The following is a 20,381-nucleotide window of genomic DNA, read 5'->3' as shown; positions in this document are numbered from 1 at the left end:
TTTCCACCCCCTTGCCTCAACGAACAATAAGAGAACATTGGGTGGATCGCAAGATTCGTCAAGCGATTTTATATTTGTATGCAGTGTCTGAATCGCAGAAAGAAAGAAACTACCGTGAAGGCGCTTACTTTGCTTTGAATGAGGCGACGGTTATAGTGTAATAAATAATGGCGCATTCCCTCGAAGATCCCTCTCTTGCGATTTCTAGAACTCAGAGTCACTCACACCCCTCGCCCCCAAACCCCTTGACCATCCGCGCCACCACCGCGTCATAAGCCTTCATCTCCGCCTCCCCATATTCCAGCCGGAAGAACGCCGCCTCGTCGGCGCAGAGCGGCACGGCGCGCATGTAGAGCACGCGGCCGTTTCGCGTGCCCGACCAGCTGGCGCCGGCGCCGTTGCCCTGCCGGTAGCTGATTTTCCAGCCGTCCGCCTCGTCAGACGCCATGCGCCCGGCCACTTCGGTCTCGAACGGCGTGTCGAGCAGGTTGGTGCCCCACACGGCAAGCGTCGCCGTGCCGTCGGCGGAGCGGCTGGTGCCGCCGTCGCTGTTGTCGGCCTCGGCGACCGCCGAAAAGCCGGGCGGCAGCGGCATGAGATAGGAAAAGCGCGCATTGCCGTAGACGCCCCAGCCATCGGCCAGCGCGGGCCAGGCAAGGCCGGCCGCAACGAGAATGATTGCCCAACGCCGCATGACACCTCCTCCGGTTGCAGCCACCATATCCCCGCCCCAGAGCTTGTCGAGGGGCGAGCTTGTTGCGCCTCCCCTTCTCCCCTTGTGGGAGAAGGTGGCCGAGCGCAGCGAGGTCGGATGAGGGGTGCTGGACGGAGCGAGACGCTTCAGAAACGGCACGACGGCAACGCCAGGCAACGATCTTGAAACATCGCATTCCTCGCAGCACCCCTCATCCGCCTTCGCTGCGTTCAGGCACCTTCTTCCCACAAGGGGAGAAGGGAGAGCCGTCATCTTTGTCATCATCTGTCAGGAATTTTCTCTCCCTTTTATCCCCACCCCTCCAGCCGCCCCGCATAATCCTTTCCATGAGCTTGGAAGGAACGGCAATGGACTGGAACCTGGCGATCGAGCGGAACACGGAGGCGCTGAAGCGCATCCTGGCGATGCTCGTCGCCATGGCCGGGCTGGGCTCCCGGGGACAGTTTACTTTCTTTCCGCAGGAAAGCGCGCTGCCTCACGGTTCGGCGCTGGCGGAAAAAAGTAAACTGTCCCTTGCATTTACCCTGCCGCGCCATCTCCACACCACCGTGCTCCGCCTGCTGCGGCCGGCCGAGTCTGCCGTGCGGCGGCTCATCATCGTGGCGGCGCGCGGGATCGTGGTGGCGCCGCCATCGCCGTCGCGCCGGCGCAAGGCGAAGCCTGCGCCGACGATCCTGCGCAACGGCATCGGAACCGGCATCCTGATGCCGCCCGGACCCCCACCCCTTACCCCTACCCTCAAGGGGGAGGGAGGCGTCCTCGCCGCACAAGGTCCAGCAGCGAACGCGTCAAGCGCAAACGCGCCAAAATCCCCCTCCCCCTTGTGGGGAGGGGTAAGGGGTGGGGGTAAGAGCGCATCTACCCCCACGCTCACGCTGCCGCTGTTCGACCGGCTTCCGCGATGGGAAAGTCGCCCCCGCCGTCCCATCCCCAACAGCGTGCCGCGCATCTCGGTGCCCGGCTACACCACACTGTCTCCCATCGTGCCCCGCCGTCTGCCATCGCCCGACGACCCGGTCGACGCCACGCGGCTTGGCCGCCGGCTCGCCACGCTTGCCTCGGCCCTCGACGACCTGCCGCGCCAGGCAAAACGCTTCGCCCGCTGGCGCGCGCGCCGCGATGCGATCATCGCGCAGGAAAGAAACGGCGATGCCGCCGCGCCAACCGGAGAACCGCGCCGCAGCAAGCCGCACCGCATATGGCCGCTGCGCCCCGGCCGCCCACCCGGCCAGCACCCGAGGCGGGGCCGGAAAAAATCCCGGCACGAGATCCACGAAATCCTGAAAGACCTGCACGGCCTTGCCTTCGACGTCCTGGAGGAGCGCCGCGACACGTCCTGACGACGGCCGCTGCGATTGCTTCTCCAGCCTGGGTTCCTCGCCCCCGCGGAGCGGGGGAGAGGTGGCTCGGGCCTGAGCTTGTCGAAGGGCCGAGACGGAGAGGGGGCGCTTCCAAAACAAGAAGCCGAAAAATGCGAGGCGCCGGCTCAGGCGGCCCGCTCTCACGGTCGCGAGGGGCGATTCGTTAATCCCCCTCTCCGGTTTGCTTCGCAAACCACCTCTCCCCCACATGCGTGGGGCGAGGAATGCGCGCCCGCCCTACTCGAACATGCCCTTCGGCGTCTCGCCCTTCAGGAACTGCTCGATGAACCCGTGCAGCACGGCCGCCTGGCCGATCACCGCCGTGTGCGAGGTCGCCGGCAGCACGGCCAGCCGCGAGGCCGGCAGCGGCTTGCCCATGTCGCCCATGCCGCCGCCGCCGAGCAGGCGGAACATTGCCACCGCGTGCTCCAGCGTGTTGACGTCGGCATCGCCGGTAATGATCAGCACAGGCGCCTTCAGCGCCTTGACGTCCGCCTCCCATTCCATCGGCTCCTTCTCCAGCTGGATCAGCTTTTCCACCAGCTTGGGAAAGCCGTCCGGGTCGGCGGCGAGCTTCTTGTAGTCCTCCGCGAACGGCATGTTGACCATCATCTCCACCGTCATCTGCGGGATGAAGGCGGTGAATTCCGGTTGCCAACCCTTGAGGTCGTAGGCGACCGAGGCGGCGATGAGCTGGTCGACCTTCTCCGGATGGCGGATGGCGAACTGCAGCCCGGCCCCCGCGCCCATCGAGTAGCCGAACACATCGGCCTTCTCGAGCCCGACCTTGTCCATGAAGGCCGCGACATCGTCGGCGAGGTTCGGATAGGTGATCGGCCGGTCGATATCGGTGGTGCGGCCGTGGCCCTGGAACTCCAGCGCATAGACCTTGTGGGTCCTGGCCAGCATCGGGACGATCTCGCCCATCGACGGGATGTTCATGTAGGCGCCGTGCAGCACGATCAGCGGATCGCCCTCCCCGCTCGTCTCGTAATACATCTGCATGCCGTTGACCTCGACACGCTCGCCCTTCGGCGCGTCGTCGGCAAAGGCGGGTGCTGCCATCAGCGCGAAGGCGGCAATCAGGGTACGCAACATCGGTGTTCTCCTCGTATGATCCGATCTGGATGCCTGTACGACGAACGGCGGAGCGCGGTCCCGACATCGGCGCAAAAAAATTTGCCGCCCGGTGTTGCGGGCCAATCGATGTGCTGCGCTTCGCTACGCGCCAGGCGGCGTCCACTCCCGGTAGCCCTTCATCAGGCCTTCCCATGCATCGTCGGGCGGCAGCTTTTCGAAGGAGTGCGGCGCACCGGTCTTCGCCCACGCAAAACCCTCGGCTCTCCAAGTTTCCACGAATGGCGCAGTGCCGCCGGTGTCGTCGATCATGGTGGAGCGGATATTGACGAACCAATCGAGCCCTTCCGGCCGGGTGAACATCCAGCTCATGCAGCGCGGACAGAAATAGTGCCGCGTCGCACCGTGCAGTCCGCCGATCACCGGCTCGCCCTGCGTGACTTCAAAACCGTCGGCGGGAATGGCGGCAGAGAGGGAAAAGGCCGACGAACTCATCCGCTGGCAGCCGGTGCAGTGGCAGGCCATCGTGACATAGGGCGCTGCGCTCACTTTGAACCGCACCTGGCCGCAACGGCAGCCGCCCTCGCGCGGCAGTTTCCAGTGCATGGCAAAAGCTCCTCCGTTCGTGTCGACGGTTTTATCGCCTGCACGAACGAGAAAGCAAACCGGGGGACGACGGCAGGCGCGCTATGCTGCCATCAGCTTGCGTGGGAACGACGCATCGGATTTCATTTCGTTTGGGGATGTTCGCCGCCCGCATGAAGCGCGGGCGAACGCCTCATGCCGCGACGGACTGCGTGCCGTGCTCCCAATGGTACTTGAACTTGCCTTCCACCGGGGTGCGCTGGATCTCGTTGCGCTCGAACATGGTGGTGAGCGCAGCGCCCACCTGGTTGACGTTGTGGGCATGCCCTTGCGCCTCGAGCCCGTGCACGATGTCGCTGATGCCGCGCCTCTCGGCGAAGAAGCCGTCGTCGCGCAGCCGCTTGACGCGGTCGCGGCAGGAATCGCCCAGCGGCGTCGGCGTGACCCGGCGCCTGGTGCGGACCTTCGGGGCGGTATCATCGCCGGTCGCCATGGCGACGCCATTGGCGATCACCGCACCGGCGCCGAAACGGGCGCGCTCTATGATCGGTATGAGTTTGTCCAGATAGGTGCGGACAAAGGAATCCTCACCTTCCAGTTCGATCGTTCCCGCTTGCGTGTTGATCAGTACCTTCGCGTTCGTCATTCAGCGCACACTCCCAAGCCATCCCCAAGCCAAATGTATCAAAAAAATCGGCAAATGATAGTTTCCCGCGCCAAGTTGTCAGGGCCGCACACTGTTTTCATGTCTTTATGCCCTCTATCGACCGCAACTATTGTGCGAAATGCCGAATTCACCAACCGCGCCGGGAAATGACGTTGCGTCAATCCTTGTTGAGGCAGCCGGAATAGCTTCAACTTGTTGTGGTCCCGTACAGCGTATATAATTCGTGCAGGTACGGAAGAAGAGCAGGACCACCACGCAAATGCCGGTCACCGTCCAGAGCCGCCGGGAACGTCACAAGGCCGAGCTGCGCTCAGAGCTTGTCGCCGCCGCCCATGCGCTGGTCAAGGACGAGGGCTATGAGGGCCTCACCATCCGCAAGCTGGCGAAGCGCGTCGGCTATGCGCCGATGTCGGTCTATTCCTATTTCGCCGACAAGCAGGATATCCTGCTGGCGCTCGCCGAAGACGTCTTCGAGCAGTTGGCGCGGCGGGCCGAGCGCAACCTGCCAGAAGAACCCCTTGCGGCGCTGCGCCACGGCATGCGCGAGTTCGCCGCCTTCGGCCTCGAAAACCCGAACGAGTACCGCATCATCTTCATGACCCAGAAACCGCAGCCGGCCGACCCGGAGATGGCGGCGGAACTGGAGAAGAAAAACCCGGCGCTGCTGTCGATGCGCAAATGCGTGATGGCTTGCCTCGAGGCGGGCCTGCTCAAGGGCGACGAGCACGCCATCACGACCTTCCTGTGGACCACCACCCACGGTGCGATCTCGGCCGTGATCAACTTTCCGCAGTATTCGTTCGGCCCCGGCCAGGACTATGCCGACGCCGTCATCGAACTGGCACTGGCCGCTATTCGTTCGCGCGAAGTGCAGCCGCTGTCAGGACCAGCCGCCCTCTGCTGAATTCTGCCCGCCGGCAGCGCACAACCGCATCGTCATTCTCTGCATCGCCATTTCACGAGGTACCGCCGCTCCGGGTTTTCGGCGCGCTCTCGAAAATTTTACCGTACATGTACGAAATTATGTTGAAAGTCTCCCGATTGGCTCGTATATGTACGAAGTAGCGTACGCGTATAAGAATTATTGCCAACGGAGAATGACCATGAAGACGATTGCTCTCACCCTCGCGGCCCTCGCCGTCACTTCAGGCGCAGCTTTCGCAGGCGATTTCGCCGCAACCCTCCACTATCCGGAAGCCCGGAGCGTCAGCCAGCCGGCAACGCCCGAACTCGACCGCACGTCGACCGGTTCGATCGTCCGCAAGATCGTTTCCGGCAAGCACCAGACCAAAAGCAACGCCGACGCGATGCCGGCGGCCGACACGCTCAAGAAGTAAATGAGATATTCCGCATAGCAGAAGGGCGGCCCAAGCCGCCCTTTTTGCATGTTTAATCAGGAATTGGACGCCATCCGCCGTCGCCGGTCCTTGCCGAGCCCGGTTTCGTCGAGCAGGCCCTTGCGCTTAGCGTCATAATAATAGCCGCGCTGGTAAAGCCGGTCGGCGAGATCCTGGTTGCCGTCCGCGACGAGGAAAGCGCCTTTCAGATACTTCACCGCGTATTTGAGATTGGTCTCAGCGTCGAGCAGGCCTTTCGCCGGACCGGTGTAGCCCATGCCGCGCGCCGTCGCATGCTTGATCTGCATCAGACCCCAATGGCCCTTGTTGTAAGCGCGCGGATTGAACGTGCTCTCGCGCTTGACCACGCGGCGCACCAGGTCGACCGGTACTTCATAGACCGCGGCGTATTTGGCGATCAGCGTGTCGAGATCACTGCTGGGCGTATTGGCCTTGGCATAGGCGTTCGGCGTGAAAGCCACCTCGGTCACCGCTGCCTTGGCTTCGCTGGTTTCCGCGAATGCTGCCGGTGCAGTGGGATCCGGGGCGAAGGATGTAGGCACGACCGCCACGGTGTCCGGCAACGTCAGGTCGGCACTGGAGGACATGGCAAGGCTTGCCGACGTGCTGTCGCCGGTCGACGTACAGGCGGTCAGCCCGATCGAGGCAAGCATGGCGCCAACCGCCAGGAAGGTCCGGATTTCGGACAAAAACACCTCTCGTTCCATCAAAAAACAGGCGTCGCGCCCTGGTTCTCCTTACATCAAGGCCGTTGTGTCAGCAACGTGTCTGGAATCGGGTGTTCGAAAACGCCGCGGCACACTAGATTACGGTGCATGGGTAGCTGACGGCCGTTCCTGAAATGTCCGTCGGACCAGTTCATGATCAAGAGACAAGACCGTTGGGAATTTGCCATGTCTTCCTTGCAAAAATACCACGTATTCGAAACGCCGCTCGGCTGGCTCGGTATCGCCTGGAGCGAAAAGGGCCTGACTCAGTTGCAATTGCCTTCGCATGACCGCACCGCGACGGAACGCCGGCTGCAGCGCCGCACGGTCGACGGCGTCGAAAGCGATCCTCCTGCCTGGGTGGCCGAGATTGTCGAGACCCTGAGGCGCTATGCAGCGGGCGAGCAAGTCGATTTCTCCTCGGTGCCCGTGGACCTCACCGGCATCGATGCCTTCCGGCTGGCGATCTACGATGCCGCCCGCAAGCTCGCCTTTGGCGAGACCACGACATATGGCGAACTGGCAACCCGCGCAGGCTATCCGGGCGAAGCGCGCGATACCGGCCAGGCTCTCGGCCAGAATCCGGTACCGATCGTCGTGCCGTGCCATCGCATCCTGGCAGCCGGCAACAAGATCGGCGGATTTTCGGCTCCCGGCGGAAGCACCACCAAGGAAAAGCTACTCAACATGGAAGGCGTGCGCGTCGGTCCGCCACCGCCGGCTCAGACTGCATTCGGGTTTTGAGGCGCGATCGCTCAGTCGCGACGCAGCCGGAAGATCGGGAAATCGTCGTCGAAATCCACGACCTTGCATTCGTAGACCGGACAGGATTTGCGGTCTGCGGAGGGGATGAAGACCGTTTCCGCCCTCTCCTCCTGCTTGCAGAAGCGATCGTCGCTGACGTAGCGGCCATAAAGCTGAAGCGATGGATTGCGGGTCGATCGATAGCGCATGATGGCCGCGCCATCCCGGCGGATCGTCGCCTGGACCTCCTGGCAGGTCATGCTGGTCGAGTTGTAGCGGGTGATCGCGTGCGCCGGCATGGAAACCAGCAGGACCGACATCGCGAGCAGAAATTTCATCATGGTCCAGCCTCCACGGAGGGTTCTTCGTCTGAAGATACGGACGGCAACGGTGCTCTGTTTCACCCGTTGCAATGGATTTAGGCGACGTTAGGGCACCTGCCAATGCCCGTTCGAGGAATAGTTGCCCAATGCCTCTTGTGTTGGCGGGCTTTCCGGCCTATATCCGTTCCGTTGATATTTCGGCCGATCGATCTAGTGGCCCCGCGGAACCCGCGTTTGCTGACGTCTATCTCCAAAATCTCGATACAACCGGTCTGACATCTAGTCGGACTATTCACGTTGCAAACTTTGTCAAGGAATACGCATATGGCTACTGGCACCGTTAAGTGGTTCAACAGCACCAAGGGCTTCGGCTTCATTCAGCCGGACAACGGCGGCGCGGACGTTTTCGTCCACATCTCCGCTGTCGAGCGCGCTGGCATGACGAACCTCGTTGAAGGCCAGAAAATCAACTTCGAGATCGAGCAGGACCGCCGCACCGGCAAGTCGTCCGCTGGATCTCTTAGCAAGGCAGCCTGATTTTTTCGCGCGCCCCGGGCAACCGGAAGCGCGCGGCAAGTCACGGATGTACTGGCGGCCGCGCCAAGAGCGCGCGAGTGCATGATGACGAACCGGACGTCGACGCAGCAGATTGCTGCCGACACCGGAACCGAGCATGTTACAGATCAGGCTACCAAGCAGTGGAAGGCGGGATCAGTCCCGCCTTTTTTGCGTCTGGCGTTAAGCCGACGGCGTCCAGTCGAGCGGCACGTGGCCATCGTCGGCCTCGACCCGCCGCAGCCACGCCGACACCGCAGGAAACGATCCGAGATCGAATCCATGCAGACCGGCGTCATGCGTGTAGGCATAAAGAGAGATGTCCGCGACCGAGATTGCATCACCGACAAGGAACGGTGTGCGCTTCAACTGGGCTTCCATGACATCGAGCGCCTTGTTGCCGCCCGCAAGCGTCGACGCCAGCCGCTCCGGCGTTGCATCCTTCGCTCGCTCGGGAAATCTCAACAGCGCGCGCCTCACCGCCACATAGGGTTCGTGGCTGTATTGTTCGAAGAACAGCCATTGATAGGCCAGACCCCGCTCATAGTGCCGTGCGGGGACAAAGCGCGTTCCCTCCGCCAGATAGAGCAACATGGCGTTCGATTCAGCCAACAGCCTTCCGTCCTCGAACTCCATCAGCGGCACCTTGCCATTGGGGTTCTTGGCCAGAAACTCGGCATAATGGGTCGAACCATCCATCGCGTTGGTCTCGACGTGGCGAAACGGCTCGCCAAGCTTCGCCAACAGCAGCCTGGGTTTGTAGCAATTGCCGCTGTCGGTCATGCCGTAGAGGGTGATCACGTGGCGCTTCCTCCCAATTCCGTTGCAAATACCCCGGACGATGGAGCGGCTTCCAGTCAGTTGTTTTTGGGAAAGCATCAGTCGCGCTGATGCCGGGCATCGATGTCCCAACCGGTCCGACACCGACGGTTGTTCAGGCGAAGCCGGATCTCAGGAATCAACGGCTCCCAGCATAGCCCGCAGTTCTGCTGGGCGCGTTGCTGCGGGCGAGCGAGGTGGGCCGCAATTCGCTGATCGAAACCGCCTCCAGATCCTCCAGAAGGATAGCCTGGGAAAAATAGTAGCCTTGGGCATATTTGATCCGCGTCGCGGCCTGCAAGTACGCCAACTCCTCGAAGGTCTCGACACCTTCGACGATCACGGACATGCCGAGCGAATGTCCCAGCGCCTCGATCGCCTTGAGGATCGATTGGTTGCGCGGCTTCTTGTGGATGTCCGTAATGAACGAACGATCGACCTTCACTTCGTCGGCGGTTATGTCGGCCAAGGCCGACAGCGAGGAATACCCGCTGCCAAAATCATCGATCGAAACGCGCGCGCCGGTTTTCCTGACCAGCGGCAATATCCGCGTCTGGAAGACGCTTTTTGAAAGAAACGCCTCTTCGGTCAATTCCAGCATGAACCTGTCCGCAAAGCCGGTCACGTCCAGCGCAGCTACCAGGGATTCCATGAAATCCGGGTTGTCCGCCTGTCGGGCAGCGACATTGATGCTGATCGAACAGCCGGCGCCGAACGCCTCGTTGATGCGGTCGATCGATCGTATGGTCTCGGCGAGAATAAGATGAGTAAGGTCATCCATGAGTCCCAACTCAATGGCGAGTTGCAGGAACTCTCCAGGCGGCTGGATGGCGCCGTCCTCGTCTCGCCAGCGCATAAGAACCTCGATACCGGCAACGGCTCCCGAGCGGAGATCGACCTTTGGTTGATATGCGCAGCAGACCCGACGGTCGCGGATTGCAAGCCTGAGCCTCTGTTCCAGGCGGCTGCGCTCGGCCGCCGCGTGTTCAATGCTGGAATCGAAGAATTGTATCGAACCCTTGGCCTTGCCCTTGCTCTTGTACATCGCGCGATCCGCATTCGAGCGAAGCATCTCATAGTTGCTGCCGTCGCGCGAATAGATGCTGACGCCAATCGAAGCCGAGGTAAAAACTTCATGTCCCATGACGAAGAAAGGGTCTTTGATCCGGCTGGCGATCCAGCCGATGGTTTCGACAAGTTCATCCATCTCGCCGAAAGGTGAAATCAGGAGGGCAAACTCGTCGCCTCCGAGGCGCGCCAGCATGTCTGATGAACGCAAGCTGCCGCCCAGACGTTCAGCGATTTTCGCGAGCAGTTCGTCGCCTGTATCGTGTCCGTAGTAGTCGTTGACCTGCTTGAAGCCGTCGATATCGAGGAAGGCCAGTGCGAAAGGCGGCTGGCCGTCCTCGATAAGGGACTGGACGCTCCGCTCGAACAACGCGCGGTTCGGCAGCCTGGTCAGGTCGTCGAAATACGCTTTCTGGATGAGTTCACGTTCCCGCTCGTCGTGCTCCGTCTCGTCCAGTGTCAGGTCAACCCGGTAACTCTGCGCACTGCAAGAGACATCATACCTCCTGCTGCGGAATTTCCGGCCGGGATTTGCATTGCCTTCCGTTGTCAGTTCATGCGCCAACAAACCAAGTTTGTTGGAATAAACGGTAGTCCCTAGCGCAGACCTGATCTCGATGCCGAATCCGGCGCCTTCGAGAATGGCATTCAACGGATGGAATGTTGCGGTCGCTCCAGATTGATCCCGACCACCAGCAGCCCAATCGGTGGCCGGACTGGTTTGATCAGTGAGACTGTGGGCAATTTCCGGTGACATTTTATTGCAACAAAATCCAAGACTGCGATCGGTCGTTCGATCTAGCGCTTCAGCAACGTATATCGCTCGGGATCGAGGGGGCGAAGCCGCTCGTGCTCCGCCGCCAAAGCCTGCAAGCCACGCGTCAGGGCGCTTTGGGTTTCGGGAGCCTTCTCGATTTCGGGCGTGTTCTCTTCCATCAACCAGGGGGTCTGATTGGTGGTGGCGCGGCGCCAGCGCTCGACTGCTCGTTTTACGAGCTCCCCACGTCCGAGATTCTTGACCTCATGCGAGTCATCGGTCCCTGGCTCGCTGCAGGGCAACAGTTCCCTGGGCAAGGTGTTGAACGAAAACCGCGCGGGCAATGGCATGCCTTCCCCGATACCGACCACCTCTCCGGTGCCGAGCGACGGAATGAAGGACAGCAGATTTTCCGTCGCATAGGAGACCGCGGATCGCATGATGTGCTGATCGCTGTCGTTCGCCATGCGCATGAAGAAGAGCGTGCTGCATTGCGAAATAATCGTCGGATCCAACTCGGCCGGCCGTTGCGTAACCAGGCCAAGGTGGACGCCATATTTGCGACCTTCCTTGGCGATTCTCGATAAAGCCCGGCGTGCCGGAGCAAACCCGAGCGAATGATCGGCGGAAGCGTAGCGATGCGCCTCCTCGCACACCAGGAGCAGCGGAATACCGCCATCGCTCCACAGACCGAACTCGAATGCGAGACGGGCGGTCACGCAGACGATTGCATCGACGACTTCGCCAGGAAGACTCGCCAATTTCAGGATGGTGACGCCGCGCTTTTCGGAATCAAGATGGAACAGCTGGTTGAGCACCGCCGCCATCGTATCGCCGCCTACATTCGCGTTCTCGAACATGAATGAATAGCGCTGGTCGTTCTTGATGCCCTCGATGCGCATCATCAGCCGGTGATGAGCCATCCGCGTGGAGCGATTCTCCAGCTTGCCCATCCGCTCATCGATAAGCGAAAGCAGGTCCTGGACGAGGTAAGGGGACGGAGTGTCAGCCGTGAAACCGCCGATCTTGTGGCTCTTGCGCGACAAGATGGGGCGATCGCCGCCGTTTTTGTAATTCAGGTAGACCCCTTTCGCGACGGGGATCAGTTCGGCCAGGATCTCTACTTCTTCAGGGATCGCTGGTTTTCCACCATAGATGATGTCGGTCATCTCATCAAAATTCAGCAACCAGAACGGCAGCTTGAAATTGTGAGAGCCAATGACGATCGCGTCTTCGGCGAAGCTTTTGCCGTACTCGTTGTGAACGTCGAGCAACAGAATGCGAACGTCCGGCCTCGCCTTCATAAGCTCACCCAGAATCACCGCCACTCCGCTGGACTTGCCAACACCGGTCGATCCCAGAACGGCGAAATGCTTGGTCAGCAAACCTTCCACGTTAACGCTGGCGGGAATCGATGCGTCCTGATGCAGATGCCCGATCGAGATCGAGCTTTCATCGGCGGGCGCGTAGATGAGGTTGAGGTCCGACCGGGATATCACTTCGGCCTGGTCGCCGATTGCAGGGTAGTTGCGAACACCGCGGCGAAAAACGTTTGCCTGGCCGGGAGCGAGAACGATCTCTCCCATCAGATCGACGCGAGCGACAGCACTGTAACCCGGGGCCGACCTACTGTCGGATTGGGTGTTGGTCACCTCGGAAATCATGCCTACGGACAGCGTCTGTCCGCATTTGATGGCGACGAACTTGCCGATCGTGGCGCGTTCGGTGCCCAATGAAGGCAATCCGCTCAATCCGATCCGGGCTTCCGAACCGCGACAGGACAGAACCTGCCCGAGGGACACCTTTGCCCGATTGCCGCCGATCTCGCTGGAAATTCGCTCTTCAAAATTCACAGTACGCCCCCGCCTGCCAATCCGGCCATTGATATCAGGTTTCAAATTTCGGTGGAGTTAAGCGCAAGCACTTAATAATTTGACATGGTGAATACTTTATTCATTGAAGCGGACGGTCGGACGATGCTTAACTCCGGGTTGGCATGATCTTGCGGTCCTGCTCCGTGAAGTAGGTAATCGGCCGAGGCCTGTCGTCTACGATCGTCCCGACTAGAGCCGGGCGCGCCAGCAGCACACCCTGCAGGTAGTTGGCGTTCGATTTCAATGCTGCGTCCAGTTCAAAAGGCGTTTCGATACCCTGCACCAGGAGGTTGGCGCCAAGTCCCTGAAACGCCGTTATGACCGCCGGAAAGAGCACGGCGGTTTCGGCGCTGTCCTGTACGTTGCGGAACCAGGCTCCATCGATCTTGATGACGTCCGGCTCGATCCGCATGATGCGGTCGATCGCGGATTTACCCACCCTGAATTCGGCAATCGAAACCCGCACTCCATAGTCACGCAACGCATCCACGGTCGCCGCAAGCGCTTTCGTCGATAGCGTCGGTGCATCAAGGATTTCGCACGTGATCATGCCGGGAGACAGGTCCGATTCTTCGGCCAGTCTGGTGATCGAAGCCAGCAGGCCTGAGTTTTGACCCTGCATTTCGAGGCGCGGATCCACCGTGAGATAAAGCTGCAGGCTCGCGGCGTCGTCGGCGCCGAGATTGCGGTGATTGCGCAAATGCAATGTCCGGCAGACCGCTTCGACAAATCGCCTGTCCGCCGATGGCACCACATCGAAAAATTCGGTGGCGGTCGTCTGCTGGCCCTCGCGATATGGCGCCACACGCGCCTCAAGGGCGAAAGGAACGAGGTTCGATCCTTCGCGTCTGAAAATCGGCTGGTAAGAGGTTTTCAGGCGATATTGCCCGTAAATTCCGATCTCCAGCCCGACCTCATCGACAAAGATCGCCCTGTCGACTTCGTATTCCTCCGGGAAGCCCTCAGCCATGGACCGACCTCTCCAGGCATGGAAGCACCGAGTTGGAGAAGCAAGGGCGGCATAGCGATGCCGAGCACCAATGCGGTCGTTGCGACCGGTGCCCGAAAAACGTGAATGCCAGCGATCCGAACGGATGCGCCGGGAAACCCAGACCCTTATACACGACCTGCCCTGTTCAGCTCTTCTTCGGCTTTGGGCAGAACATAACAGGAGGAGTTTGACCGGCAGTTAATGCAACCGGGACGATTTGTGGTTTGTCGTCTGCTACTGATCCGATGCCATTTCGGCTATGGCAATTTGACCCGCCGGCCGAAGACGCCGCGCGCAGGTCCCTTGTGCTCGTGAGGTCCGGTCCCGGGGTATTCGCTCGATGTCGCTGCGCCGGGCGATTTGCCAAGCGCCGGGTAATCGAGTGCCAATCGCGTGGAGGCGATTTGCGGTCTCGCCAAGACGTAGCCCTGCACCATCGACGCACCGGATTTCTCGGCGAGTTCCAATTGCCAGGATTCCTCGATGCCTTCGAATACCGTTTTTATGCCTTGCTCGGTGAAAGCCGAAACCATCGTCGACAGCAAGGCGAAACCCGGTCCGGTCTCCATCAGCCGCGTGATCCATTGGGCATCGAATTTGACGATGTCGGGTTTCAGCCCTCTTACGCGGTGAATATCCGAATCCGCCGAACCGTAGTCGTCGATGGCGATGCGGAAACCGTGCAGCTTGAGCGCCTGCACGAAGCGGTAGAGTGCAGCCTCCGATGCGGATTTCTGCTCGGTGACTTCGCAGACAACCCGCCTGGGGTCGATGGCGGCAGCCTGGAGCACAAGCCGCATATCGCTCAAGGCGGCGTCGGCGACGCTCTTCTCATCGAACACCGACGGATCGAAATTGATGAAGATCGATGCCTCGGGATCAAGGCATACGCCGGCATTCTGTAAATGTAATGTACGCGTCAACGTCTCGACATGCAGCCGCTCACTTGCCGGAACCGAATTGAAGAAAGTGGTGGGCGGGACGGGCTCGCCATCGCGTAGCGGCCGGATCAAGCCTTCGAAGGCTCCCGCGAAAAGTCGGTCTTCCTGAAAGGTGAAGATCGGCTGGAAAGCCGTCTTCAACGCAAAAGGGCCCCAGACGCCGGCAAAGGTGCCGTCGTCTTGCCGGATGATTGGAGCGAATCCGCTACTGCCCGACACGTTCATTGCTCCGGCATTCCGTCAGGATTGACGGAGAACCATAGCTGCTCAAGATTTTACCGCCCGTTAACGGGTTGGAAACGTCTGGACGAACCATAGCGACATTGTCGGCCCTTGCGGAAGCCGTGATGTTCGGACATTAAGGCGCGCTGCTTGCGCAAGCGGCGCAAGCCTATCCTGGAGACAAATTGTCATGGCCTTTCTTGCCGATGCCCTTTCCCGCGTTAAGCCTTCAGCGACCCTCGCTGTCACGCAGAAAGCGCGCGACATGAAAAACGCCGGGCGCGAGGTCATCGATCTGAGCGCCGGCCAGCCGGACTTCGACACGCCAGACAACATCAAGAACGCGGCGATCGAGGCGATCCGGCGCGGCGAGACGAAATATCCGCCGGTATCGGGCATCGTGCCGCTGCGCGAGGCGATCTCCAAGAAATTCAAGCGCGAGAACAACCTCGACTACAGACCGGAGCAGACGATCGTTGGCACCGGCGGTAAGCAGATTCTTTTCAATGCTTTCATGGCGACGCTTAACCCCGGCGATGAAGTCATCATCCCGAGGCCGTACTGGGTCAGCTATCCCGAAATGGTTGCGCTCTGCGGCGGCACGTCCGCCTTTGCCGAGACCTCGATCGACAACGGCTTCAAGCTGACGGCGGCGGAACTCGAAAAGGCGATCACGCCGAAGACGAAATGGCTGCTGATGAACTCGCCGTCCAACCCATCCGGCGCTGCTTACACGGAAGCCGAACTGAGGGCGCTGGCCGACGTGCTTTTGAAGCACCCGCATGTCTGGGTGCTGACGGACGACATGTACGAGCATCTCACCTACGGCGACTTCGTGTTCAAGACGATCGCCGAGGTTGAGCCTAAACTCTACGACCGCACATTGACCATGAATGGCGTGTCGAAAGCCTATGCCATGACGGGCTGGCGCATCGGCTACGCGGCGGGACCAGTCCAGTTGATCAAGGCAATGGACATGATCCAGGGGCAGCAGACTTCGGGTGCCTGCACCATCGCGCAGTGGGCGTCAGTCGAAGCGCTGAACGGCCCGCAGGACTTCGTCGCCAAGAACAAGGCGATCTTCCAGAACCGGCGCGACCTCGTCGTGTCGATGCTCAACCAGGCGCGCGGCATCACCTGCCCGTCGCCCGAAGGCGCGTTTTACGTCTATCCGTCCTGCGAGGGGCTGATCGGCAAGAAAACGCCCGGCGGCAAGATCATCGACAATGACGAGACATTCTGCACCGAACTCCTGGAGGCGGAAGGTGCCGCGGTGGTGTTCGGTTCGGCCTTCGGTCTCGGACCCAACTTCCGCATCTCCTACGCCACGTCGGAAGCCTTGCTCGAGGAAGCCTGCACGCGCATCCAGCGCTTCACCGCATCATTGAGCTAAGAATGCCCTGCCCTTCGCTCCGGCGGAGGGCAGTCGCCTCACCCGCCATACTGCTCGTCGGTAACCTTTTCCAGCCAGTCGGCAGCCTTGCCGTCGAGCGCTTCCTGCATGGCGATGTGGGCCATGACCGTCGACTGGCCGGCACCGTGCCAATGCTTTTCGCCTGGCGCGAATGAAACCACGTCGCCTGCCTTGATCTCGAAAACCGGCTCGCCCCAGCTCTGGGCGCGACCGGCGCCCGAAACCACAAACAGCGTCTGTCCGAACGGGTGCGTGTGCCAGGCTGTGCGTGCACCGGGTTCGAATTGGACCATCGTGGCCCGCAGCCTTGCGGGCGCCTCCTTCTCGATGATCGGCGTCTGCAGGACGCGGCCGGTGAAATATGCGTCGGGCGCAACAATAGTCTGAACGCTCCCGCAGGGTATGATCTTCATCGTTGGTAATCCTCAGCCGTTTGCGGTTAGACAGTACCTTCGGCCGATATGAGTTGCAGCGCAACCGCATGGCAGTCGTTCGCCGGCGACCTATAGTCCCTATTTTTCTTGCCCCATTCGCAAAGCCGTGTGACGATAAGGCAAGGCAGGAGGCTGACAAAAATACCCGCGACGGTCGACAGGCCGGCCGCCGCTCACAGGGAAACGCCTGAGTGGAGGTCAGTCATGGGTAATCGCGCCGGAGGACGACGCACGGGACCGAAATGCATCGCCATAGTCGGTCCCTTTGCAAGCGGTAAGACGACACTTCTCGAAGCAATCCTAGCCCGAACGGGCGCAATTCCCCGCCAGAACCAGGTCTCGTCCGGCAATACGGTGGGAGATCACTCGCCCGAAGCCCGCGCTCACCAGATGAGCATCGAGGCAGCGGCAGCGACAACCGAATTCATGGGCGAAAGCCTGACCTTCATCGATTGCCCCGGCTCCATCGAATTTTCCTTCGAGGCCGAACCGACGCTCGCAGCTTGCGACATCGCCGTCGTGGTCGCGGAAGCCGACGAGAAGAAGATCCCTGCCTTGCAGCTCATCATGCGCAAGCTCGATGATCTCGGTGTCCCGCGCATTCTGTTCCTCAACAAGATCGACAAGGGCGACGCCGGCGTCCGCGACACGCTGAAACTGCTGCAGCCGACCAGCAGCGCGCCTCTGCTGCTCCGCCAGATTCCGTTGCGCAAGGAAGGCATCGTGATCGGCTCGATCGATCTGGCGCTCGAGCGCGCCTACATCTATCGCGAATATGCCGAGAGCGAGATCGCCGAGATTCCGAGCGACGAAAAGGCCCGCGAGATCGAGGCGCGGTTCTCGATGCTCGAAACGCTGGCCGACCATGACGACCAGTTGATGGAGCAATTGCTGGACGAGATCGATCCGCCGAAGGATGCGATCTTCGACGATCTGGCGGCAGACGTGCGCGACGGCCTGGTCACCCCCGTTCTCATCGGTTCGGCTGAAAAAGGCAACGGCGTGCTGCGGCTTCTGAAGGCCATTCGTCACGACGCTCCGGACGTCGCCGCGACCCGCAAGCGACTCGGCGTGCCCGAGGGCAGCAACACCGTCGTCCAGGTGATGAAGACCATACACACCGCCCATGGCGGCAAGCTGTCGATCTCGCGCATTCTTTCCGGCGCGGTGACAGACGGCGCCGAACTGACCATCTCCGGCGGAGATACCGCAAAAGTCTCCGGCATCTACCGCATGCTCGGCAAGGACCAGGCAAAGCTCGCATCCGCCAAAGCCGGCGATACGGTCGCGCTGGGCAAGCTCGACGACGTCAAGACCGGCGCCACGCTGAGTTCGGTCAAGGGCGGCATCCCGGCGCTGGTCGGCTTGGAGGTTCCGCAGCCTGTTTACTCAGTGGCGTTGCGTTCAAGAGAACGCAAGGATGATGTGAAACTCTCGGCAGCCATCCACCGCATCGCCGAAGAAGACCCATCGCTGCGCATCGAGCACCATCAGGATTCCAGCGAGATGGTCATCTCGGGACATGGTGAAATGCATTTGCGCGTCACCATTGAACGCCTGGAGGGCAGGAACCAGATACCCGTGGACGGGCATGCACCGGCGGTTCCCTACCGCGAAACCATCCGCAAATCGGTGTCGCAACGCGGCCGCCACAAGAAACAGTCGGGCGGCCACGGCCAGTTCGGCGATGTCGTGATCGACATCAAGCCACTGCCACGCGGCAGCGGCTTCCAGTTCACCGACACGATTACCGGCGGCGTCGTTCCCAAGACCTACATCCAGTCCGTGGAGGCCGGCGTGCGCGACTATCTGAAATCGGGGCCAATGGGATTCCCGGTCGTCGATGTGTCGGTCAACCTGTCGGATGGCTCGTACCATTCGGTCGACTCGTCCGACATGGCATTCCAGATGGCGGCCAAGCTCGCCATGAAGGAAGGCATGGCGGCATGTTCGCCGGTTCTGCTGGAACCCATCATGAAGGTGGACATCTATACGCCCAACGACGCGACCGCGAAGGTGACTGCGATCGTACCGCAACGGCGCGGACAGATCCTTGGCTTCGACGCTCGGCCCGGCTGGCCGGGCTGGGATGTGGTGGAAGCGACCATGCCGCAATCGGCGATCGGCGACCTCATCATCGAATTGCGTTCCGCCACTGCGGGCGTCGCCAGTTATAGTGCCCACTTCGACCACATGGCGGAACTGACCGGCCGGCTGGCGGACGAAGCGATGAACGCAAACGGCAAGGCCGCCTGAGCTTCGCATCAAACAAAAAAACGGCGCCCGGGTACCGGGCGCCGTTTTTTGCGGACCGTAACCGCGGGAGGCGGTACGGCAGGTCCGCCGCGGTCTGCCGCCATGGTGGCGGACGAATAAAGCTGGACGCGAAGGTTGCTGAGCCCGTCTGCCGAGTGATGCCCCCATCTCCCGGCGGACAACATCGCGTCCTGACAACAGGTCTACCTGTCCGTCTCGCCGGCCATAAGGTTACCTGACGTTACATGTGACTGTTACGTCAAACGCAGGCGGCGTTATATGTAACCCGACACAGCGTTTCCGATGCTACGTTCGCCGAAACCCGATTGCATTTTAGAGACGAAAAAATCGTCGGGAAGCTCGAGAAAAAAGGCAACAAAAAAGCCGGATCGAAACGATCCGGCTGAGTTGATTGGAAGTGCCCGTTAGGGCTAAACCTCCAGAGGGGAACACTCACTGGGCGCTAATGGGAGGAGGAACGCGCCCAGGAGATGATTGAGATATGGGCGCCTCTTGCCCAAAAAACAAGCTTTCCCTCTGCATTTCACCCATGCATTTTTGCATGAGTGCGTATTTTTAGAATTTATGTAGAAAAACTAGACAGTTAGCGCCGTCAGAATGACCAGCTGCGGGCTTTTGAGAATACGAAATCACGGAAAGCCTTGAGCTTTGCCTGATTTTTCATCGCTTCGGGATAGCAGAAAAACGTGTCGAAGGACGGCACTTCGATCTCCGGCAGGACCTGCACGAGGCTGGAATCCTTGTCAGCCATGTAATCCGGCAGCATGGCTATGCCCACACCCCGCTTGACCACCCGGCGCACCGACATCAGGTCGTTGATCTGCAAGGTTGCCGGCCGCCGATCGCCATCAAGCCGGCCAAGCGTTTCGAGCGAATTCAGTTCACGCAGGAAATTGGGCACCGGTTCGCCGAAGGTGATGATGCGATGCTTGTCGAGATCCTTCACCGTTGTCGGCCTACCGTAGCGCTCGAGATAGGACGGCGCCGCGAAGAGATGCAGGTGCACGGTGAACAACCGGCGCTGGATAAGGTCAGGCTGCTGCGGCTGGCGCAGACGGATAGCACAGTCGGCCTGCCGCATCGTCAGGTCGAGTTCCTCATTGGCGAATACCAACTGGAGCTGGATGTCGGGATAGAGGTCGGTGAACTCCTGGACGCGGTCGGTCAGCCATCCTGTACCCAGACCGACCGTGGTCGTCACACGCAGCACGCCCGACGGCCGATCCTTCGCTTCTGTCAGCCGCGTGCGGACGTTCTCGAGCTTCATCAGCACGTCGTGAGCGGTGCGATAGAGGATCTCGCCCTGCTCGGTCAGCACCAGGCCGCGGGCGTGGCGATGGAAGAGCGGCACGCCGACATCGTTCTCCAGCGCGCTCACCTGCCGCGAAATGGCCGATTGCGAAAGCCGCAGCGTCTCGGCTGCATGGGTAAACGACCCAGCCTCCGCCGCTGCGTGAAACACGCGTAACTTGTCCCAGTCCAGTGACATGCC

At 60.8% G+C, this 20,381-nt stretch carries 20 protein-coding genes; 7 read left to right on the top strand and 13 right to left on the bottom strand.

The genetic code is table 11. From position 1 onward, the window contains the following. Positions 1 to 217: 217 nt before the first annotated feature. Positions 218 to 694 carry a hypothetical protein gene (locus OHD58_RS24255; protein WP_263806172.1) on the bottom strand — a complete coding sequence of 159 codons (477 nt, stop codon included), beginning with the start codon at positions 692 to 694 and terminating at the stop codon, positions 218 to 220. Between the two features lie 368 nt (positions 695 to 1,062). Here OHD58_RS24255 and OHD58_RS24250 point away from each other — a divergent pair, with 368 nt between their 5' ends. Then, positions 1,063 to 2,055 (top strand): hypothetical protein, encoded by a 993-nt coding sequence (locus OHD58_RS24250; RefSeq protein WP_263806171.1) that lies wholly within the window; start codon positions 1,063 to 1,065, stop codon positions 2,053 to 2,055. A gap of 258 nt (positions 2,056 to 2,313) precedes the next feature. Here OHD58_RS24250 and OHD58_RS24245 read toward each other — a convergent pair whose 3' ends face one another. The 3 genes from OHD58_RS24245 to OHD58_RS24235 all read right to left on the bottom strand — a co-directional run bounded on the left by OHD58_RS24245 (position 2,314) and on the right by OHD58_RS24235 (position 4,384). Continuing rightward, on the bottom strand, positions 2,314 to 3,174 hold the full coding sequence (locus OHD58_RS24245) for an alpha/beta fold hydrolase (RefSeq protein WP_263806170.1): 861 nt from the start codon (positions 3,172 to 3,174) through the stop codon (positions 2,314 to 2,316). A gap of 123 nt (positions 3,175 to 3,297) precedes the next feature. Beyond that, positions 3,298 to 3,759, bottom strand: coding sequence for a GFA family protein (locus OHD58_RS24240; RefSeq protein WP_263806169.1), 462 nt, complete (start codon positions 3,757 to 3,759; stop codon positions 3,298 to 3,300). 172 nt (positions 3,760 to 3,931) lie between these two features. After that, the gene (locus OHD58_RS24235; RefSeq protein ID WP_263806168.1) at positions 3,932 to 4,384 is read right to left on the bottom strand and encodes a hypothetical protein; all 453 of its coding nucleotides are present in this window, start codon (positions 4,382 to 4,384) and stop codon (positions 3,932 to 3,934) included. A 280-nt stretch (positions 4,385 to 4,664) separates the two neighbouring features. Between OHD58_RS24235 and OHD58_RS24230 the strand changes: the two genes are divergently transcribed. Together OHD58_RS24230 and OHD58_RS24225 are read left to right on the top strand one after the other, a co-directional pair. Continuing rightward, positions 4,665 to 5,309, top strand: a complete 645-nt coding sequence (locus OHD58_RS24230) for a TetR/AcrR family transcriptional regulator (protein WP_263806167.1) — start codon at positions 4,665 to 4,667, stop codon at positions 5,307 to 5,309. A gap of 199 nt (positions 5,310 to 5,508) precedes the next feature. Continuing rightward, positions 5,509 to 5,742, top strand: coding sequence for a hypothetical protein (locus OHD58_RS24225; protein WP_263806166.1), 234 nt, complete (start codon positions 5,509 to 5,511; stop codon positions 5,740 to 5,742). Between the two features lie 56 nt (positions 5,743 to 5,798). Here the strand turns inward: OHD58_RS24225 and OHD58_RS24220 are convergent, their stop codons facing one another. Next, entirely contained in the window at positions 5,799 to 6,458 is a 660-nt protein-coding gene (locus tag OHD58_RS24220) for a lytic transglycosylase domain-containing protein (RefSeq protein WP_318528293.1), read from the bottom strand. 198 nt (positions 6,459 to 6,656) lie between these two features. Between OHD58_RS24220 and OHD58_RS24215 the strand changes: the two genes are divergently transcribed. Continuing rightward, entirely contained in the window at positions 6,657 to 7,214 is a 558-nt protein-coding gene (locus OHD58_RS24215) for a methylated-DNA--[protein]-cysteine S-methyltransferase (RefSeq protein WP_263806165.1), read from the top strand. Between the two features lie 11 nt (positions 7,215 to 7,225). Here OHD58_RS24215 and OHD58_RS24210 read toward each other — a convergent pair whose 3' ends face one another. After that, positions 7,226 to 7,552: a hypothetical protein gene (locus tag OHD58_RS24210; protein WP_318528292.1), complete on the bottom strand. Its 327-nt coding sequence runs from the start codon at positions 7,550 to 7,552 to the stop codon at positions 7,226 to 7,228. A gap of 309 nt (positions 7,553 to 7,861) precedes the next feature. On the opposite strand from OHD58_RS24210, the gene OHD58_RS24205 reads away from it, so the two are divergent. Continuing rightward, a complete protein-coding gene (locus OHD58_RS24205; RefSeq protein ID WP_149760505.1) occupies positions 7,862 to 8,074 on the top strand; it encodes a cold-shock protein in 213 nt (70 codons plus the stop codon). Positions 8,075 to 8,275: 201 nt separating this feature from the next. Here OHD58_RS24205 and OHD58_RS24200 read toward each other — a convergent pair whose 3' ends face one another. The 5 genes from OHD58_RS24200 to OHD58_RS24180 form a co-directional block, all read right to left on the bottom strand. Next, positions 8,276 to 8,893: a glutathione S-transferase family protein gene (locus OHD58_RS24200; RefSeq protein WP_263806163.1), complete on the bottom strand. Its 618-nt coding sequence runs from the start codon at positions 8,891 to 8,893 to the stop codon at positions 8,276 to 8,278. A 157-nt stretch (positions 8,894 to 9,050) separates the two neighbouring features. Beyond that, entirely contained in the window at positions 9,051 to 10,736 is a 1,686-nt protein-coding gene (locus OHD58_RS24195) for a putative bifunctional diguanylate cyclase/phosphodiesterase (RefSeq protein WP_263806161.1), read from the bottom strand. A 41-nt stretch (positions 10,737 to 10,777) separates the two neighbouring features. Continuing rightward, positions 10,778 to 12,469 (bottom strand): ATP-binding protein, encoded by a 1,692-nt coding sequence (locus tag OHD58_RS24190; protein ID WP_318528291.1) that lies wholly within the window; start codon positions 12,467 to 12,469, stop codon positions 10,778 to 10,780. 247 nt (positions 12,470 to 12,716) lie between these two features. Further along, entirely contained in the window at positions 12,717 to 13,580 is an 864-nt protein-coding gene (locus OHD58_RS24185) for an EAL domain-containing protein (RefSeq protein WP_263806158.1), read from the bottom strand. A gap of 278 nt (positions 13,581 to 13,858) precedes the next feature. Further along, positions 13,859 to 14,761 (bottom strand): EAL domain-containing protein, encoded by a 903-nt coding sequence (locus OHD58_RS24180; RefSeq protein WP_263806157.1) that lies wholly within the window; start codon positions 14,759 to 14,761, stop codon positions 13,859 to 13,861. 193 nt (positions 14,762 to 14,954) lie between these two features. Here OHD58_RS24180 and OHD58_RS24175 point away from each other — a divergent pair, with 193 nt between their 5' ends. Continuing rightward, positions 14,955 to 16,157 carry a pyridoxal phosphate-dependent aminotransferase gene (locus OHD58_RS24175; protein WP_263806155.1) on the top strand — a complete coding sequence of 401 codons (1,203 nt, stop codon included), beginning with the start codon at positions 14,955 to 14,957 and terminating at the stop codon, positions 16,155 to 16,157. Positions 16,158 to 16,195: 38 nt separating this feature from the next. Here OHD58_RS24175 and OHD58_RS24170 read toward each other — a convergent pair whose 3' ends face one another. Beyond that, positions 16,196 to 16,591, bottom strand: a complete 396-nt coding sequence (locus OHD58_RS24170; RefSeq protein WP_263806154.1) for a cupin domain-containing protein — start codon at positions 16,589 to 16,591, stop codon at positions 16,196 to 16,198. A 225-nt stretch (positions 16,592 to 16,816) separates the two neighbouring features. On the opposite strand from OHD58_RS24170, the gene OHD58_RS24165 reads away from it, so the two are divergent. Further along, the gene (locus OHD58_RS24165; protein ID WP_263806153.1) at positions 16,817 to 18,868 is read left to right on the top strand and encodes an elongation factor G; all 2,052 of its coding nucleotides are present in this window, start codon (positions 16,817 to 16,819) and stop codon (positions 18,866 to 18,868) included. Positions 18,869 to 19,481: 613 nt separating this feature from the next. Here OHD58_RS24165 and OHD58_RS24160 read toward each other — a convergent pair. After that, positions 19,482 to 20,378 carry a LysR family transcriptional regulator gene (locus OHD58_RS24160; protein ID WP_263806152.1) on the bottom strand — a complete coding sequence of 299 codons (897 nt, stop codon included), beginning with the start codon at positions 20,376 to 20,378 and terminating at the stop codon, positions 19,482 to 19,484. Positions 20,379 to 20,381 lie beyond the last annotated feature (3 nt).

The organism is Mesorhizobium sp. ZC-5 (assembly GCF_025753855.1).
Taxonomy (GTDB): domain Bacteria; phylum Pseudomonadota; class Alphaproteobacteria; order Rhizobiales; family Rhizobiaceae; genus Neomesorhizobium.
The sequence above is the reverse complement of the archived record's forward strand: the minus strand, read 5'-3'. Positions and strand labels throughout refer to the sequence as shown.

Bases quoted from the DNA above. Each gene is read 5' to 3' on its own strand.
- OHD58_RS24255 (WP_263806172.1), bottom strand. From the start codon at position 694: ATGCGGCGTTGGGCAATCATTCTCGTTGCGGCCGGCCTTGCCTGGCCC.
- OHD58_RS24250 (WP_263806171.1), top strand. From the start codon at position 1,063: ATGGACTGGAACCTGGCGATCGAGCGGAACACGGAGGCGCTGAAGCGC.
- OHD58_RS24245 (WP_263806170.1), bottom strand. From the start codon at position 3,174: ATGTTGCGTACCCTGATTGCCGCCTTCGCGCTGATGGCAGCACCCGCC.
- OHD58_RS24240 (WP_263806169.1), bottom strand. From the start codon at position 3,759: ATGCACTGGAAACTGCCGCGCGAGGGCGGCTGCCGTTGCGGCCAGGTG.
- OHD58_RS24235 (WP_263806168.1), bottom strand. From the start codon at position 4,384: ATGACGAACGCGAAGGTACTGATCAACACGCAAGCGGGAACGATCGAA.
- OHD58_RS24230 (WP_263806167.1), top strand. From the start codon at position 4,665: ATGCCGGTCACCGTCCAGAGCCGCCGGGAACGTCACAAGGCCGAGCTG.
- OHD58_RS24225 (WP_263806166.1), top strand. From the start codon at position 5,509: ATGAAGACGATTGCTCTCACCCTCGCGGCCCTCGCCGTCACTTCAGGC.
- OHD58_RS24215 (WP_263806165.1), top strand. From the start codon at position 6,657: ATGTCTTCCTTGCAAAAATACCACGTATTCGAAACGCCGCTCGGCTGG.
- OHD58_RS24210 (WP_318528292.1), bottom strand. From the start codon at position 7,552: ATGAAATTTCTGCTCGCGATGTCGGTCCTGCTGGTTTCCATGCCGGCG.
- OHD58_RS24205 (WP_149760505.1), top strand. From the start codon at position 7,862: ATGGCTACTGGCACCGTTAAGTGGTTCAACAGCACCAAGGGCTTCGGC.
- OHD58_RS24195 (WP_263806161.1), bottom strand. From the start codon at position 10,736: ATGTCACCGGAAATTGCCCACAGTCTCACTGATCAAACCAGTCCGGCC.
- OHD58_RS24185 (WP_263806158.1), bottom strand. From the start codon at position 13,580: ATGGCTGAGGGCTTCCCGGAGGAATACGAAGTCGACAGGGCGATCTTT.
- OHD58_RS24175 (WP_263806155.1), top strand. From the start codon at position 14,955: ATGGCCTTTCTTGCCGATGCCCTTTCCCGCGTTAAGCCTTCAGCGACC.
- OHD58_RS24170 (WP_263806154.1), bottom strand. From the start codon at position 16,591: ATGAAGATCATACCCTGCGGGAGCGTTCAGACTATTGTTGCGCCCGAC.
- OHD58_RS24165 (WP_263806153.1), top strand. From the start codon at position 16,817: ATGGGTAATCGCGCCGGAGGACGACGCACGGGACCGAAATGCATCGCC.
- OHD58_RS24160 (WP_263806152.1), bottom strand. From the start codon at position 20,378: ATGTCACTGGACTGGGACAAGTTACGCGTGTTTCACGCAGCGGCGGAG.